This is a genomic window from Massilia sp. MS-15, assembly GCF_020176695.1.
GTDB classification, from domain to species: Bacteria; Pseudomonadota; Gammaproteobacteria; order Burkholderiales; family Burkholderiaceae_D; genus Telluria; species Telluria hydrophila.
The window spans coordinates 32,446-47,377 of the sequence record NZ_JAIWIA010000004.1; the positions used below are offsets into that span (position 1 = coordinate 32,446).

The 14,932-nt window shown below is 67.1% G+C and carries 16 protein-coding genes; 7 read left to right on the top strand and 9 right to left on the bottom strand.

The genetic code is table 11. The features are described 5' to 3' along the window. Positions 1 to 75: 75 nt before the first annotated feature. The 6 genes from LCI23_RS02570 to LCI23_RS02595 all read right to left on the bottom strand — a co-directional run bounded on the left by LCI23_RS02570 (position 76) and on the right by LCI23_RS02595 (position 6,523). Complete coding sequence (locus LCI23_RS02570; protein WP_224943562.1) at positions 76 to 1,830, bottom strand: DUF885 family protein; 1,755 nt, start codon at positions 1,828 to 1,830, stop codon at positions 76 to 78. Between the two features lie 62 nt (positions 1,831 to 1,892). Continuing rightward, complete coding sequence (gene prmC / locus LCI23_RS02575) at positions 1,893 to 2,720, bottom strand: peptide chain release factor N(5)-glutamine methyltransferase (RefSeq protein WP_224943565.1); 828 nt, start codon at positions 2,718 to 2,720, stop codon at positions 1,893 to 1,895. After that, positions 2,717 to 3,190, bottom strand: a complete 474-nt coding sequence (locus tag LCI23_RS02580; RefSeq protein ID WP_224943733.1) for a disulfide bond formation protein B — start codon at positions 3,188 to 3,190, stop codon at positions 2,717 to 2,719. Before LCI23_RS02580 ends, prmC begins: the two co-directional genes overlap by 4 nt. Before the next feature lie 93 nt (positions 3,191 to 3,283). Next, complete coding sequence (gene prfA, locus LCI23_RS02585) at positions 3,284 to 4,360, bottom strand: peptide chain release factor 1 (protein WP_224943566.1); 1,077 nt, start codon at positions 4,358 to 4,360, stop codon at positions 3,284 to 3,286. A gap of 79 nt (positions 4,361 to 4,439) precedes the next feature. Next, the gene (gene hemA, locus LCI23_RS02590) at positions 4,440 to 5,729 is read right to left on the bottom strand and encodes a glutamyl-tRNA reductase (RefSeq protein WP_224943574.1); all 1,290 of its coding nucleotides are present in this window, start codon (positions 5,727 to 5,729) and stop codon (positions 4,440 to 4,442) included. Positions 5,730 to 5,833: 104 nt separating this feature from the next. After that, complete coding sequence (locus tag LCI23_RS02595; protein ID WP_224943576.1) at positions 5,834 to 6,523, bottom strand: response regulator transcription factor; 690 nt, start codon at positions 6,521 to 6,523, stop codon at positions 5,834 to 5,836. 188 nt (positions 6,524 to 6,711) lie between these two features. Between LCI23_RS02595 and LCI23_RS02600 the strand changes: the two genes are divergently transcribed. Continuing rightward, positions 6,712 to 7,260, top strand: a complete 549-nt coding sequence (locus LCI23_RS02600; RefSeq protein WP_224943579.1) for a hypothetical protein — start codon at positions 6,712 to 6,714, stop codon at positions 7,258 to 7,260. A gap of 71 nt (positions 7,261 to 7,331) precedes the next feature. On the opposite strand, the gene minE is transcribed toward LCI23_RS02600, so the two are convergent. Genes minE through minC form a run of 3 tightly spaced genes read right to left on the bottom strand, consistent with a single transcriptional unit; the run spans position 7,332 to position 9,240 of the window. After that, positions 7,332 to 7,583, bottom strand: a complete 252-nt coding sequence (gene minE, locus LCI23_RS02605; protein WP_224943581.1) for a cell division topological specificity factor MinE — start codon at positions 7,581 to 7,583, stop codon at positions 7,332 to 7,334. 1 nt (position 7,584) lies between these two features. Further along, a complete protein-coding gene (minD, locus tag LCI23_RS02610; RefSeq protein ID WP_224943583.1) occupies positions 7,585 to 8,400 on the bottom strand; it encodes a septum site-determining protein MinD in 816 nt (271 codons plus the stop codon). Between the two features lie 45 nt (positions 8,401 to 8,445). Continuing rightward, complete coding sequence (minC, locus tag LCI23_RS02615; protein WP_224943585.1) at positions 8,446 to 9,240, bottom strand: septum site-determining protein MinC; 795 nt, start codon at positions 9,238 to 9,240, stop codon at positions 8,446 to 8,448. A gap of 287 nt (positions 9,241 to 9,527) precedes the next feature. Here minC and LCI23_RS02620 point away from each other — a divergent pair, with 287 nt between their 5' ends. From LCI23_RS02620 to LCI23_RS02645, 6 genes are all read left to right on the top strand, one after another. Then, on the top strand, positions 9,528 to 10,706 hold the full coding sequence (locus tag LCI23_RS02620) for an acetyl-CoA C-acetyltransferase (protein ID WP_224943587.1): 1,179 nt from the start codon (positions 9,528 to 9,530) through the stop codon (positions 10,704 to 10,706). A 45-nt stretch (positions 10,707 to 10,751) separates the two neighbouring features. Further along, the gene (gene phbB, locus LCI23_RS02625) at positions 10,752 to 11,492 is read left to right on the top strand and encodes an acetoacetyl-CoA reductase (protein ID WP_224943591.1); all 741 of its coding nucleotides are present in this window, start codon (positions 10,752 to 10,754) and stop codon (positions 11,490 to 11,492) included. Between the two features lie 102 nt (positions 11,493 to 11,594). Further along, the gene (locus tag LCI23_RS02630) at positions 11,595 to 12,914 is read left to right on the top strand and encodes an amino acid deaminase (protein ID WP_224943595.1); all 1,320 of its coding nucleotides are present in this window, start codon (positions 11,595 to 11,597) and stop codon (positions 12,912 to 12,914) included. 55 nt (positions 12,915 to 12,969) lie between these two features. Further along, a complete protein-coding gene (gene pip / locus LCI23_RS02635) occupies positions 12,970 to 13,926 on the top strand; it encodes a prolyl aminopeptidase (RefSeq protein ID WP_224943598.1) in 957 nt (318 codons plus the stop codon). A gap of 54 nt (positions 13,927 to 13,980) precedes the next feature. After that, complete coding sequence (locus tag LCI23_RS02640) at positions 13,981 to 14,448, top strand: DUF2721 domain-containing protein (protein ID WP_224943601.1); 468 nt, start codon at positions 13,981 to 13,983, stop codon at positions 14,446 to 14,448. A gap of 11 nt (positions 14,449 to 14,459) precedes the next feature. After that, entirely contained in the window at positions 14,460 to 14,912 is a 453-nt protein-coding gene (locus LCI23_RS02645; RefSeq protein WP_224943604.1) for a hypothetical protein, read from the top strand. The last annotated feature ends 20 nt before the right edge of the window (positions 14,913 to 14,932 follow it).

Below are 14,932 nucleotides of genomic sequence, written 5' to 3' on the forward strand. Positions count from 1 at the left end.
GTTTCCTTTCTTATACTGCCAATCCGGATTGGAGCAGAGAGTAACCGAAAAACGCGCGGCGCGCCGGGCAGCCCCTCATTCCCGCCTGGCGGCCTGTCGTTCGCTCTGCACCCAGCGCTCGATCTCGCGCTGTAGCAGGTCGAGCGGCAGCGCGCCGTTGCGCAACACCGCATCGTGGAAGCGGCGCTGGTCGAAGCGTGGACCGAGGGCCGCGCGCGCCGCGTTGCGCAGCGCGGCGATGCGCAGCTGGCCGATCTTGTAGGCGAGCGCCTGGGCCGGCTGCGCGATGTAGCGCTCGACTTCGGCGGCGTTTTCCTGCGGCGGATTGGCGGTATGCGTGTTCAGGTAGTCGAGCGCCTGCTGGCGCGACCAGCCCAGCGCATGGATGCCGGTATCGACCACCAGGCGCGCGGCGCGCAGCATCTCTTCGTTGAGCTGGCCGAAGCGCGTGAACGGGTCGCCGAAGAAGCCCAGTTCCTGGCCCAGGCCCTCGGCATAGGTGGCCCAGCCCTCGCCGTAGGCCTGGTACCAGCCATGGCGGCGGAAGGCCGGCAGCGCCAGCTCCTGGGCGCGCGCCACCTGCAGGTGGTGGCCCGGCACGCCTTCATGCAGGGCCACGGCGTCCACCTGCCATACCGGACGCGTGGCCAGTTGCGAGAGGTTGACCACCAGCGCCGCGGCGCGGGTCTCGCTGCCGGCTTCGTAATAGGCCACCGGCTGGCCTTGCAGCCCGGGCAGTTCCTGCATCGGCTTGACCGCGAGCGGCGCCTCCGGCACCGTCGCCACCACTTTCGGCAGCCTGGCCTGGGCCCGTGCCAGCGCCTTGCGGTAGCGCGCCAGCAGGGCCTCGGGCTGGCTGAAGAACAGGCGGCGGTCGCTGCGCGCGAACACCAGGAAGCGTTCCAGTTCGCCGCGAAAGCCGGTGCGCGGCACCAGGGCGGCCATCGCGGCGCGGATGCGCGCCACTTCCTTCAGGCCGATCGCATGCACCTCGGCCGGACTGAGCGGGGTCGTGGTGACCTTGCGCACCTGGAAGGCATACCATGCCGCGCCGCCCGGCAGGCTGGCGGCACCAATGCTCTCGCGCGCGGCCGGCAGGTATTCATTGCGCAGGAAGTCTTCCAGGCGCTGCAGGGCCAGCGCCGCCGTCGCCAGCGCCTCGATGCCCTCGTCCAGCAGGTCTTCGCGCACGTCCGCGTCGATCGTGGCCGGGATGCGCTGCAGGGGCGCATGCAGCGGGCCGCCGGCGATCCCTTCGTGCAGGCGGCGCAGCGCGTCCGGCACCGGCGCCAGCGCCAGCTTCGGCACCGTCCAGCCGGCGCGCAGCCCGGCGCGCATCTGTTCGACCAGCCCGTCGACGTGGGCCGGCAGCGCCGCCAGGCGCGCCAGGTAGTTGCGGTAATCCCCTTCGGTGGAGAAGGGCATCTGGGCGGCCAGGCGCGGCAGGCGCAGGTGCAGGCCGTCCCAGCTGCTGATCGGCTGCGGGTCGAAGGGGGTCAGGGCCAGCGCTTCCAGCTGGCGTTCGCGGGCGGCCACGAACAGGTCGTAGGACAGCAGGTCCTGGCCGGCAAGCTGGCCGCGGTCGATCTGGCGCGCTTCCTCCAGCACCTCGCGCGCGTGCCCGGCGCTGGCGGCGCGCGCGGCGAGCGACGTGTCGGCGAGCAGCGCGTCGTGGCGGTGCTCGCCGATGGCGGTGGAGTATTCCGGCTGCTGGCGCAGCTGCCATTCCCACTCGCGTTCGAACAGGCGGCGCGCCGTGTCGGCCGGGGTGTCGGCCGCACCGCAAACGATGGGCGCGAACAGGATGAGCGAGGCAAGCAGTGTGCGCATGCGCATGGATGACGGGTCAGGGACTGGCCATTGTAGCAATGGCGCCCCGGGGACCGCGCAGGCTAGGGCAGGCGCGCGCCGCTGACCCGTTCGATGCCGGCCAGGTCGCGCCAGCTCTGCACCTCCTGCAGGCCGCGCGCCGCCAGCAGGTCGCGCACCGCCGCGGCCTGGTCGTAGCCATGCTCGAGCAGCAGCCAGCCGCCGCTTTCCAGGTGGTCCGGCGCATCGGCGACGATGCGGCGCAGGGCCGACAGGCCGTCGGCGCCGTCCGTGAGCGCCCCGACCGGCTCGAAGCGCAGGTCGCCCTCGGCCAGGTGCGGGTCGCCGGCGGCGATGTAGGGCGGGTTCGAGGCGACCAGCGCGAAGCGCTCGCCGGCCACGGCCGCATACCAGTCGCTGCGCAGGAAGCGCACGGCGGCGCCGTTCGCGGCGGCGTTCGCGCGCGCGATCGCGAGCGCATCCTCGCTCAGGTCGAGCGCGGTGACCCGCGCATCCTTGCGGCTGTGGGCGCAGGCGACCGCGATGGCGCCGCTGCCGGTGCCCATGTCGAGCATGTGCCCACCTGGCGGCAGGCGCGCCAATGCCAGTTCCACCAGCAGTTCGGTGTCCGGGCGCGGGATCAGCACGCCCGGCCCGACCTGGAACGGCAGCCCGAAGAATTCGCGCCGGCCCACGATGTAGGCGATCGGCTCGCCCGCCAGGCGCCGCCGCAGGAGCGCCTCCAGGCGCGCCGCTTCGTCGCCGGTGAGCGCGCGTTCGGACTGGGTGATCAGGGCCACGCGCGCCAGGCCAAGGGCATGGCACAGCAGGATGCGGTTCTCGAGCGGATCGAGCGGCAGCGCGGCCTGCAGCTGGCCCAGGGTGGCGCCGGCCTCGACGAGGTGCTTCATGCGCGCTGCTTGCGTACCAGGACGAAGGCCAGCAACACGGTCAGCACCCCGAACCAGAGCGCCGACCATTGCGGGATCGCGAGGCCCATCAGCGAGTCGGTGGCGCCTTCGCACAGGCCGTCGGCGCGGAACACCCAGGGCAGGTACTCGGCGGTCGGGATCTTGTTGAGGAAAGTCTCCATCGGATCGATGCCGCAGCTGAAACCCGGGTGGGCGATCACGTACAGGTGCTTGCCGACCGCGTACAGGCCGCCCAGCGCCGCCAGCAGGGCCAGGATCGTTCCCTGGCGCAGCCTGCCGCTGATCGCCGCCACCAGGCTGGCCACGCCGATGGCCAGGAACAGGTAGCGCTGGATCACGCACAGCGGGCAGGGCAGCATATGCTGGATGTGCTGCAGGTAGAGGGCGACGGCGATCAGTGCGAAGCAGATCGACGAGATGGCGAACAGGATCTGGCGGTTGGAGGGCAGCATCGGTGGATTTTTATCTGGTGTGGTTCGGACCGGGCATTCTCGCACGAAGCCGCCGCCGCCACTACCCATGCCGTCTCGCGCATCGGGACATCAGTCCCCGAGCGCCGCCAGCAGCTCGGCCTGGTGCTCGGCCGCCAGCGCATTGACCAGCTCCTGCAGGTCGCCATCCATGATGAAGTCCAGCTTGTACAGGGTCAGGTTGATGCGGTGGTCGGTCAGGCGGCCCTGCGGGAAGTTGTAGGTGCGGATCCGCTCGCTGCGGTCGCCCGAGCCGATCAGGCTCTTGCGGGTGGCCGCCTCTTTCGATTGCTGCTCGCGCAGCTGCACGTCCTTGATGCGCGCCGCCAGCACCTTCAGGGCCTGCGCCTTGTTCTTGTGCTGGCTGCGGTCGTCCTGGCACTCGACCACGATGCCGGTCGGCAGGTGGGTGATGCGCACCGCCGAATCGGTCTTGTTGATGTGCTGCCCGCCCGCTCCGGACGCGCGGTAGGTGTCGATGCGCAGGTCGGCCGGGTTGATGTTCACGTCCTCCACTTCGTCCGCTTCCGGCATCACGGCCACGGTGCAGGCCGAGGTGTGGATCCGGCCCTGGGTCTCGGTGGCGGGAACGCGCTGCACGCGGTGGCCGCCCGACTCGAACTTGAGCTTCGAATACACGCCGTTGCCGATGATGCGCACGATGACTTCGCGGTAGCCGCCCAGGTCCGAGGCCGATTCCGACACCACCTCGACCTGCCAGCGGTTGCGCTCGGCGAAGCGGGTGTACATGCGCAGCAGGTCGCCCGCGAACAGGGCCGATTCGTCGCCGCCGGTACCGGCGCGGATCTCGAGGAAGATGTTGCGCTCGTCGTTCTCGTCCTTCGGCAGCAGCATTTTTTGCAGATCGAGTTCCAGCGCGGCCAGGCGCGCGCGGGCGGCCTCGATCTCTTCCTGCGCGAAGTCCTTCATGTCCGGGTCCTGCGCCATCTCCTGGGCGGCATGGAGGTCTTCCTGGGCCGCGCCATACTGGCGGTAGAGGGCGACCAGCGGCGACAGCTCGGCGTGTTCGCGGGTCATCTTGCGATAGCTGTCCATGTTGGCGGTGGCGCCTTCGGACATCAGGAGTTCGTCCAGTTCGACGAGTCGGTTGGCCAGTTGGTCCAGCTTGGCCAGCATGGATGGTTTCATGGGTGTGAAAGAGTCTGGGTGGCCGCTGCGGGCCGGGACGCGCCCCGGGAAGGAGCGCACGACAAAACGAAGAGGACCGCTAACGGCGGCCGCGGAACAGCTGGGGCAGCAGGGCGGCGAGGCGGGCGCGCTCGTCGCCCTGGGCCTGGTGCAGCGCCTGCTGCGGACCATGCAGGAACTTGGCGGCGAGGCCCCGGGACAGCGCTTCCAGCACCGCTTCCGGGTCGTCGCCGCGCGCCAGCAGCCTGCGCGCGCGTTCGAGTTCGGCCAGGCGCAGCGCCTCGCTGGCGTCCTGCAGGTCGCGGATCACCGGTACCATGGCGCGGTCGCCAACCCAGTGCATGAAGGATTGCACGCGGTTCTCGATGATGGCTTCGGCCTGGGCCACCGCGGCCTGGCGGCTTTCCAGGCCGGTCTGCACCACCTGGGCCAGGTCGTCCACGGTGTACAGGAACACGTCGTCCAGGCGCGCGACTTCCGGCTCGATATCGCGCGGCACGGCCAGGTCGACCATGAACACCGGACGGTGGCGGCGCGCCTTGACGGCGCGCTCGACCATGCCGAGGCCGATCAGGGGCAGGGTCGAGGCGGTGCAGGAGATCACGATGTCGAAGCCGTGCAGGCGCTCGGGCAAGTCGGCCAGGCGCATGGCCTGGCCCTCGTAGCGGGTGGCAAGCGCCGCGCCGCGCTCCATCGTGCGGTTGGCGATGGTGACCGATTTCGGCTTGTGCGCCGCGAAGTGGGCGGCGCACAGCTCGATCATCTCGCCGGCACCGATGAACAGCACATGCTGGTCGGCGATGCGATCAAAGATGCGCTGCGACAGACGCACCGCGGCCGCGGCCATCGACACGCTGTGGGCACCGATTTCCGTGGTCGTACGTACTTCCTTCGCCACCGCGAAGCTGCGCTGGAACAGCTGGTGCAGGTAGGTGCCCAGGCCGCCGGCTTCCTCGGCGGTGCGCACCGCATCCTTCATCTGGCCCAGGATCTGCGGCTCGCCCAGCACCATCGAATCGAGCCCCGACGCGACACGGAAGGCATGGCGCACCGCGCTGTCGTGCGGCAGCATGTACAGGTGCGGGCGCAGTTCGGCGAAATTCAGCGCGTGATAATGGGCCAGGAACTGAGCCGAGGCGTCGAGCGGGTGGGCGATGTCGCTGGCCGCGTACATCTCGGTGCGGTTGCAGGTGGACAGGATGGCCGCTTCGTTGCCGCCGTGCGCACCGGCGCTGCCGGCCCCATGGCGCGCGAACCAGCCGCGCGCCGCCTGCACCGCCTTGCCGAGCTGGTCAGGCGCGAGCGCCAGCTGCTCGCGCAGCGAGACCGGTGCGGTGGTATGGTTCAGGCCAACGGCAAGCAGTTGCATTGTGGGAGGCGGGTCGACGGGTATGCGGCATTATACCCTGATGGGAGCAGGGTTTCAGGGGCGCCGGCAGGGCTTGCCGGCCCCGTTGGCGCCCTGGCAAGGACTCAGGCGCCCAGTTTTTCCAGGCGGTAGCCGTAGCTGTAGACCGGTACCAGGCGAAAACCGTTTTCCGGACGCAGGCTGAGCTTGTTGCGTACACGGGAAACGTGGGTGTCCATCGTGCGCGAAGGCACGTCGGTATCGCGCACCCAAACCGATTCGTGGATGTAGGCGCGCGACAGCGGGCGGCCGATGTTACGGAAGAACAGCAGCGCCAGCGAGAATTCCTTCTGGGTGACGTCGATGATCGAGCCATCCTTGAGCAGGCGGCCCGGACGGGTCTCGAAGGTAAACGGGCCGAACTGCAGCTGCTCGGCGCTGTTCTGCGACGGGTAGGCGCGGCGCAGCAGGGCCGAAACGCGCGCCACCAGTTCGCCACGGCGCAGCGGCTTGACCAGGTAGTCGTCGGCGCCGGCAGTGACGCCGGCGATGATGTCGTCCTCGGCATTGTTGCCGACCAAAAAGATCACGGGTGCGTTCGCGGCCAGCTTTTCCTTGGCGCGGCGCAGCACTTCGGCCCCATCCATGTCGGGCACGTTCCAGTCCAGCACCAGCATGTCCGCGTTCTCTTTGCGCAACTGCGCCAGGCACTCCCTGGCGCTGTCGAAAGGCTGGCAATGATGACCGGCGGAGGTCAGCACCTGGCAAATCAGTTCGGCCTGGCTACGGTCTTGTTCGAGAACGGCGATCTTCATAGGACATCTACAGGTAAGGTTGCCTTTGTAGGAACGCTCCTACAAGAGTTAAACCGAATATAGCAGACATTCACAAAATAGCGCTACAGCAAAATAATGAATTTGCGTTTTAGAAATTACATCTGTTGTGTTAAGGAGAAATGACCCTGGGCGTTACACTTGTCTTTATCAGCTGACCCGGAGGGAATATGTTGTTTAGACGCAAAAAAAAGGAAGCAGCCGCGGCCGAACCGCCGGTGCAGCCGGTGCGCGGCGCCGAGATCGAGATCGTGCGTGCGCGCTGCCGCGAGATGGTGCGCAAGCGCGCACTGGTATCGGCCGGGGTGGCGGCGGTGCCGCTGCCCGGTGTGGACATCCTGTCCGACCTGACCACGTTTACCGTGCTGGTGGAAGAGGTGAACCGCGAATTCGGCCTGAGCCAGCAGCAGATCGAACGCCTCCATCCGCGCATGCGGATACTGGCTTACCAGGCGGCGGCCTCGGTTGGCGGCATGTTGGTCGGCAAGCTGGTGACGAAGACGCTGGTGCTGCAGCTGTTCAAGCGGGCCGGCATCCGGATCGCGGCCAAGACCGTCACCAAGGTGGTGCCGATCGCGGGCCAGGTGGCTTCGGCGGCGATCGGTTTCGCGCTGTTTCGCAAGATGGGCAACCAGCACGTGGAGGCCTGCGCGGAGGTGGCGCGCGAACTGCAGAAGATCCAGGTGACCGATGCCGGGACCGCCCAGGTACCGGTCTGAGGCTACATCGCTGCTGGATAAACAAATGCCCGCTGACGCGGGCATTTGTTTAAATAGCGAACATCCGGGGCTCAGGCATCCGGCAGCACGACGTTCACGTCGAGCACTTCCAGGTTGCCCTGGCGGTCGAGCGAAATCTTGATGTCGTCCGCATTCACCTTGGTGTACTTCGAGATCACTTCGATCAGCTCGCGGTGCAGGGCGGGCAGGAAGTCCGGACCGGCGCGGTTGGTGCGCTCGCGCGCAATGATGATTTGCAAGCGTTCCTTGGCGGCTGTCGCGCTCTTCTCTTTTTTCGGAAAAAGGAAATTGAGCAGTGGCATATCACTTGGCTCCAAAGATGCGCTGGAACAAACCCGGCTTTTCGTAGGTCGTGAAACGTAGCGGACGGTCTTCGCCCAGGAAGCGGGCGATCACGTCCTCGTAGGCTTCGGCCACGTCGGTGCCCTTGAAGTGGATCGCCGGGTTGCCCTGGTTCGAGGCGTGCAGCACCGATTCCGATTCCGGGATGATGCCGATCAGCGGGATGCGCAGGATTTCCTGCACGTCCTGGTAGGACAGCATTTCGTCGGCGTCGACGCGCTTCGGCGAGTAGCGGGTGATCAGGAGGTGCTCCTTGACCGGCTCCGAACCGCTCTGGGCACGGCGCGACTTGGCCTGGATGATGCCGAGGATGCGGTCCGAATCGCGCACCGAGGACACTTCCGGGTTGGTGACGATGATGGCCTCGTCGGCGAAGGTCAGCGCCATCAGCGCGCCGTGTTCGATGCCGGCCGGCGAATCGCAAATGATGAACTCGAAGCCCATCTGCACCAGGTCGTTCAGGACGCGCTCGACGCCTTCTTCGCTCAGCGCATCCTTGTCGCGCGTCTGCGAGGCCGGCAGGATGAACAGGTTGTCGGTGTGCTTGTCCTTGATCAGCGCCTGGTTCAGGGTCGCTTCGCCGTTGACCACATTGATGAGGTCATAGACCACGCGGCGTTCGCAACCCATGATCAGGTCGAGGTTGCGCAGGCCGACGTCGAAGTCGATCACTGCGGTCTTGTGGCCGCGCAGGGCCAGGCCGCTGGAAAAGCTCGCGCTCGAAGTGGTTTTGCCCACACCGCCCTTGCCGGACGTCACAACAATAATTCTTGCCACAAAAAGGTCCTTTACGTTTCTAGCAGTATCTGCGGGTCAAATGGTTTAAGCGCGCGAAGGCGGCGCCAGCGATGATATATCGAGCCGGTCGCCGACCAGCCGGATCTGTGCGGGCTGGCGCGCCAGGTCGTTCGGGAAGCCGTCGTCGAAAGTGCGGTACACCCCGGCGATCGACACCAGTTCCGGCTGCATCGACAGGGCGAAGATGCGCGCATCGGGATTGCCGGAAGCGCCCGCCAGCGCCCGGCCGTTCAGCGGCGCATACACGTGGATGCTGCCGTCGGCAATGATTTCCGCGCCATTGTTGACAACGGCAGTAATGATCAGGTCGCCGCCACGCGCATAGATGCGCTGGCCCGCGCGCACCGGGGTATCGATGATCATGGTCGAGACCGCAGCCGGGGCAGGCGCAGGGGCCGCCGCCGGGGCAGCCGCCGGCGGGGCGGGCACGGCTTCCTGTTGCGCTGGCGGTTCCTGTAGCGCCGGCGCCGCGTGGGTTTCCGGCGCGCGCACGCCGCTGGCGCCGTCGTCCAGCGACAGGCCGTGCGCGCGGATCGCGTCGGCCATGTCGGGGCCGGCGCCACGCACGGCGACCGCGTTCAGGCGGTATTTCTTCAGCAGCGCCACCAGGGCCGGCCAGTCGATCGCGGGCTGCTCGTGCGCGATGGCGGCGATGTCGATCACCGCGAACTCGTCCTCGAAAAAGTCGGAGACGCCGCCAGTCATCTGGTGCAGCGCGGCGTCGATCGCGGCCGGGTCGGCCGAATGCAGGATCGTCGAAATGGCGACGACCGTGGAGATCTTGATTTCGATGGGCAGCGAGGTCGGGGTTTTCGGCATAAAACGGTCTGGTTGGCGTTGCGCTCGTGCATTCTACTGTGAAAATTGACCGAAAGGACAGTTGGACGAGCATCATTCCTAGTAGAAAGAAATGTTCCTGCGTTGTTCGAAAAAGCGGGCGGCGCGGGCCCACCAAAAGCATGGGCGATCGCACGGTTGTATTCGGTGAATAAGCTGATAAGATTGATTTTGCTTAAACATCAGCACCATACCAACCGTAAGATGCATGGCTTTGCAAGCCTGGCATCTCAACATCCCCGGCCGAGGCCGGAACTAGGGAGATCAACATGGAAGACGTCGTCATCGTGGCCGCTGGCCGCACGCCGGTCGGCAAGTTCGGCGGCACACTGGCCAAGATTCCTGCCGCCGAGCTCGGCGCGCACGTGATCCGCCAGCTGCTGGCGCAAACCGGCATCGATCCCGCCGCGGTCAGCGAGGTCATCATGGGACAAGTCCTGACCGCCGGCGCCGGCCAGAACCCGGCGCGCCAGGCCGTGATCAAGGCCGGGTTGCCCGACATGGTGCCGGCCCAGACCATCAATATGGTGTGCGGCAGCGGCCTGAAGGCCACTCACCTGGCAGCCCAGGCCATCAAGTGCGGCGACGCGCAGATCGTCATCGCCGGCGGCCAGGAAAACATGAGCGCCTCGCCGCACGTGCTGAACGGCTCGCGCGACGGCTTCCGGATGGGCGACGCCAAGCTGGTCGACACCATGATCGTCGACGGCCTGTGGGATGTATATAACCAGTACCACATGGGCGTCACCGCCGAGAACGTCGCGCGCAAGTACGACGTGTCGCGCGCCGAGCAGGACGAGTTCGCGCTGCAGTCCCAGCTCAAGGCCGAGGCCGCCCAGAAGGCGGGCAAGTTCAAGGACGAGATCATCCCGGTCGAGATCCCCTCGAAAAAAGGCCCGACCATCTTCGACACCGACGAATATCCGAAGCATGGCTCGACCCTGGAAGCGCTGAGCAGCCTGCGCCCGGCCTTCAACAAGGAAGGCACCGTCACCGCCGGCAACGCTTCCGGCATCAACGACGGCGCCGCCGCCGTGGTCATGATGAGCGCCTCGAAAGCGCGCGAGCTGGGCCTGACCCCGCTGGCACGCATCAAGGCCTATGCCTCGGCCGGCCTGGACCCGTCGATCATGGGCATGGGGCCGGTCTCGGCCACCCGCCTGTGCTTGCAGAAGGCCGGCTGGACCCACGAAGACATCGACTTGATGGAAATCAACGAGGCCTTCGCGGCCCAGGCCATCGCGGTCAACAAGGAAATGGGCTGGGATACATCGAAGATCAACGTAAACGGCGGCGCGATCGCCCTGGGCCACCCGATCGGCGCGTCCGGCTGCCGCGTGCTGGTCTCGCTGCTGCACGAAATGGTGCGGCGCGACGCCAAGCGCGGCCTGGCCAGCCTGTGCATCGGCGGCGGCATGGGCGTGGCGCTGGCGGTCGAGCGCGACTGAAGATTTTTGTAGGGAAACAGTGACTGACAATAACTGGAGAAGACAATGGCACGAGTAGCATTGGTGACGGGCGGCATGGGCGGCCTGGGCGAAGCGGTGTGTATCAAGCTGGCCGCCCTGGGGTACAAGGTTGTCACGACGTATTCGCCGGGGAACACGAAGGTGGACAACTGGCTCGGCCAGATGAAGGAACAGGGCTATGACTTCAAGGCCTATCCCTGCGACGTCTCCGACTATGACTCGGCCCAGGCCTGCGTGCGCCAGGTCGAGCAGGACGTCGGCCCGGTCGACGTGCTGGTCAACAACGCCGGCATCACGCGCGACATGACCTTCAAGAAAATGGACAAGCCGAACTGGGACGCGGTCATGAAGACCAACCTGGATTCCGTGTTCAACATGACCAAGCCGGTCTGCGATGGCATGGTCGAGCGCGGCTGGGGGCGGATCATCAACATTTCTTCGGTGAACGGCCAGAAGGGCGCCTTTGGCCAGACCAATTATTCGGCGGCCAAGGCCGGCATGCACGGCTTCACCAAGGCCCTGGCCTACGAGGTGGCGCGCAAGGGCGTGACCGTCAACACCATCTCGCCCGGCTATATCGGCACCAAGATGGTGATGGACATCCCGAGCGAAGTGCTGGAAACCAAGATCATCCCGCAGATCCCGATGGGCCGCCTCGGCAAGCCGGAAGAAGTGGCCGGCCTGGTGGCTTATCTGTCCTCGGAAGAGGCGGCGTTCGTGACCGGCGCCAACATCGCGATCAACGGCGGCCAGCACATGCAGTAATGGCCGTGGCGTGAAGCCGGCCGGAGCACCGCTGGGGCGGTGCTTTTTTTTTGGATACCAGGCCCGCTAGAATAGCCCTATCGCCACCCATCACGAAGCGCCATGCACACCTTGCCCCGCGACGGCCTCGCCCTGTCCAGCCTCGACGAACAACTCTTGCTGCCCGGTACCAAGGGCCTGCCGATCACCGAACCCCTGCGCCAGGGCGCGGTCGGGGTGCAGGGCTGGAACGTGCTGCGCGGCGATACCTCCTTCCCGGTGGCCGTGCTGAAGACATCGGCGCTCCAGCACAACCTGGCCTGGATGCAGGCTTTTTGCGCGCGCCACGGCGTCACGCTCGCCCCGCACGGCAAGACCACCATGAGCCCGCAGCTGTTCGCGGCCCAGCTGGCCAATGGCGCCTGGGGCATCACGCTGGCCAGCGCCACCCAGGTGCAGGTGGCGCACCGTTTCAACGTGCGCCGCGTGCTGCTGGCCAACCAGCTGGTGGCGCGCGCCGACATCGCGGCCGTGCTGGCGCTGTTGCATGCGGATCCGGATTTCGAATGCTTCGTGCTGGCCGATTCGCTCGAGGGCGTGGCGCTGCTGGCGGCGGCAAGGGCCTCGCACGCGCTGGCACGCCCGCTGCCGGTGCTGGTCGAACTCGGCCTGGACGGCAAGCGCGCCGGCTGCCGCACCCCGGAACAGGCGCTGGCGGTGGCGCGCGCGGTCGCCGCGGCCGAAGGATTGGCGCTGGCCGGCTTCGAAGGCTACGAAGGCCTGCTCGTCAGCCAGGACCGCGATGCCGACCTGCGCGCCGTGCGCGCCTTCCTGGCCGAGCTGGTGGACCTGGTCGAAACCGCCGATGGAGAGGGCCTGTTCGGCGCCGCCGAGATCCTGCTGTCGGCCGGCGGCTCGTCCTACTTCGACCTGGTTGCGCGCGGCTTCGCCGGCATCGACGGCCTGTCGCGCCCGGTGCGCGCGGTGCTGCGCAGCGGCTGCTACCTCACCAGCGACCACGGCTCCTACCAGCGCCTGCTGGCCCAGCTGGATGCGCGCGAGGCCCACGCCGACGGATTGCGTCCGGCGCTGGAAGTCTGGAGCAGCGTGCAGTCGCGTCCCGAGCCCGGCCTGGCCATCCTCACGATGGGCAAGCGCGACGCCTCCTACGACGAAACGCTGCCGGCGCCGCTGTTCATGCACCGACCCGGCAGCGCGGCCAGTGCGCCGTCCGTGCTGCCGCCCGGCTGCGAGATCGTCAAGATGAACGACCAGCACGCCTACCTGCGCCTGCCCGAGGGCGCGATCCGCGCGGCACTGCAGGTGGGCGACCTGGTCGGCTGCGGCATTTCCCACCCCTGCACCACCTTCGACAAGTGGCCCGTGCTGCTGGCGGTGGACGACGCCTACCACGTGACCCAGGCACTCAACACCTTCTTCTGAAACGGCGGGCGGGTAGGCTACAATCGGCTGTCACCCGCAGAGAGAGTCACGCCACATGCCCGCCACGCCGCCGTCGCTGTTCCCGCCGATCCAGCCCCTCCGCCACGGCATGCTTGCCGTCGACGAGCTGCACACGATCTACTGGGAAGAAGTCGGCAACCCCGACGGCATTCCGGTGCTATTCCTGCACGGCGGCCCGGGCGCCGGCCTGTCGCCCCAGCACCGCCGTTTCTTCGACCCCAGCGCCTATCGCGTGATCCTGTTCGACCAGCGCGGCGCCGGCAAGTCCACGCCGCTGGGCGAGTGGCGCAACAACACCACCCAGCTCCTGATCGACGACATCGAGCGCCTGCGCCAGATGTTCGGCATCCAGCAGTGGCTGGTGTTCGGCGGCTCCTGGGGCTCGACGCTGGCGCTGGCCTATGGCCAGGCCCACCCCGAACGCTGCCTCGGCTTCGTGCTGCGCGGGATCTTCCTGTGCACGAAAGCCGAAGTCGACTGGTTCATCAACGGCGTCAAGTGGTTCTATCCCGAGCTGTACGAGGAATTCGTGGCGCCGATTCCGGGCGCCGAGCGCGGCGACCTGCTCAAGGCCTACTGCGAGCGCCTGCTGTGCGAGGACCCGGCCGTCTACTGGCCGGCGGCGCGTGCCTGGAGCCGCTTCGAAGGGCGCCGCGTGTTCCTGCTGCCGCAGCCCGAGGAAGCCACGTCCGACGCGCTCGACCTGGGCGTGGGCCGGCTCGAATCGCACTACATGCTGCATGGCGCCTTCCTCGAAGAAGACCAGCTGGTGCGCGATATCGGGCGCATCGCCCACCTGCCGGCCACCATCGTGCAGGGCCGCTACGACGTGATCTGCCCGCCGCTGTCTGCCTGGCGCCTGCACCAGGCCTGGCCCGGCGCGAAGCTGCACATGGTGCCCGACGGCGGCCACGGCGCGCTGGAGACCGGCATCGCGCGTGCGCTGGTGAACGCGACCGAACAGTTCAAGCGTCACCGCCGCTTCGACTGAGCCCGGCTGTTACACTACGGACCAACGACGACAACCCGCAACGCAGCGCAACCCATGAATATCCAGATCAGCGACATCGGCCACGTCATCCAGCTGGCGATCGCGCCGGTCTTCCTGCTGACCGGCGTGGCCACCAAGCTCACGGTGCTGACCAACCGCCTGGCGCGCATCATCGACCGCACCCGCGTGCTCGAAGACCGCCTCAGGCTGCGCAGCAGCGCCGAGGATACGTCCGAGCTCGAAACGCTGTACGTGCGCGCGCACCTGATCAACACCGCGATCACCTCCAGCACCGCCTGCGGCCTCATGGTCTGCCTGGTAATCGCGCTGCTGTTCCTGGGCGACACCACCAACATCCCGCTGGACCAGTACATCGCCGGACTGTTCGTGTGCGCGATGATCGGCCTGATCAGCAGCTTCGTCTACTTCCTGCGCGAGATCTTCATCGCCTCGCGCTTCATGCGCATGCAGCACATGCTGTCGCTGCAGCAGCAGCCACGCCAGCCCGCGCCCACCGAATGACCGAGTCAACCATGCACGATTACCAACGCCCCCCGACCCTTTACCGCTATGCCCCGCAGGACGAGCTCGAAGCCGCGCTGCGCGGCCAGTTCCGCCTGCTGCCCGACGGCGGCTTCCTGGCGCTATCGTTCTCGACCGCCTGGGACAAGGCGCTGTTCGATGTGTTCAGCCCCGCCGACCGCTGCCTGGTGATCCACAACACCGAGGAATTCGGCGAGCGCCTGCACCGCGCGGTCCAGCGCACCCTGCCCAACTGGGCCGGCATCGACGGCAAGGTCGAATACGGAAGCCGGTCGCCGCTGGGCGCCGCGTTCTCGAAGAGCCTGGGCCTGTCGCGCGAAAAGGAATGGCAGTTCGCCTGGCGCTCGATGTCGCCGAACGCGAGCCTGAACCCGGTCGTCGTCAACATCGGCAGCATCGAAGCCTTCGCGGAGCTGCGCGCGCGCGATTTTCAGCTTTCCTGAGACAGCAGTCCTGAGCCGGT

Bases quoted from the DNA above. Each gene is read 5' to 3' on its own strand.
- LCI23_RS02570 (WP_224943562.1), bottom strand. From the start codon at position 1,830: ATGCGCACACTGCTTGCCTCGCTCATCCTGTTCGCGCCCATCGTTTGC.
- prmC (WP_224943565.1), bottom strand. From the start codon at position 2,720: ATGAAGCACCTCGTCGAGGCCGGCGCCACCCTGGGCCAGCTGCAGGCC.
- prfA (WP_224943566.1), bottom strand. From the start codon at position 4,360: ATGAAACCATCCATGCTGGCCAAGCTGGACCAACTGGCCAACCGACTC.
- hemA (WP_224943574.1), bottom strand. From the start codon at position 5,729: ATGCAACTGCTTGCCGTTGGCCTGAACCATACCACCGCACCGGTCTCG.
- LCI23_RS02595 (WP_224943576.1), bottom strand. From the start codon at position 6,523: ATGAAGATCGCCGTTCTCGAACAAGACCGTAGCCAGGCCGAACTGATT.
- LCI23_RS02600 (WP_224943579.1), top strand. From the start codon at position 6,712: ATGTTGTTTAGACGCAAAAAAAAGGAAGCAGCCGCGGCCGAACCGCCG.
- minE (WP_224943581.1), bottom strand. From the start codon at position 7,583: ATGCCACTGCTCAATTTCCTTTTTCCGAAAAAAGAGAAGAGCGCGACA.
- minC (WP_224943585.1), bottom strand. From the start codon at position 9,240: ATGCCGAAAACCCCGACCTCGCTGCCCATCGAAATCAAGATCTCCACG.
- LCI23_RS02620 (WP_224943587.1), top strand. From the start codon at position 9,528: ATGGAAGACGTCGTCATCGTGGCCGCTGGCCGCACGCCGGTCGGCAAG.
- phbB (WP_224943591.1), top strand. From the start codon at position 10,752: ATGGCACGAGTAGCATTGGTGACGGGCGGCATGGGCGGCCTGGGCGAA.
- LCI23_RS02630 (WP_224943595.1), top strand. From the start codon at position 11,595: ATGCACACCTTGCCCCGCGACGGCCTCGCCCTGTCCAGCCTCGACGAA.
- pip (WP_224943598.1), top strand. From the start codon at position 12,970: ATGCCCGCCACGCCGCCGTCGCTGTTCCCGCCGATCCAGCCCCTCCGC.
- LCI23_RS02640 (WP_224943601.1), top strand. From the start codon at position 13,981: ATGAATATCCAGATCAGCGACATCGGCCACGTCATCCAGCTGGCGATC.
- LCI23_RS02645 (WP_224943604.1), top strand. From the start codon at position 14,460: ATGCACGATTACCAACGCCCCCCGACCCTTTACCGCTATGCCCCGCAG.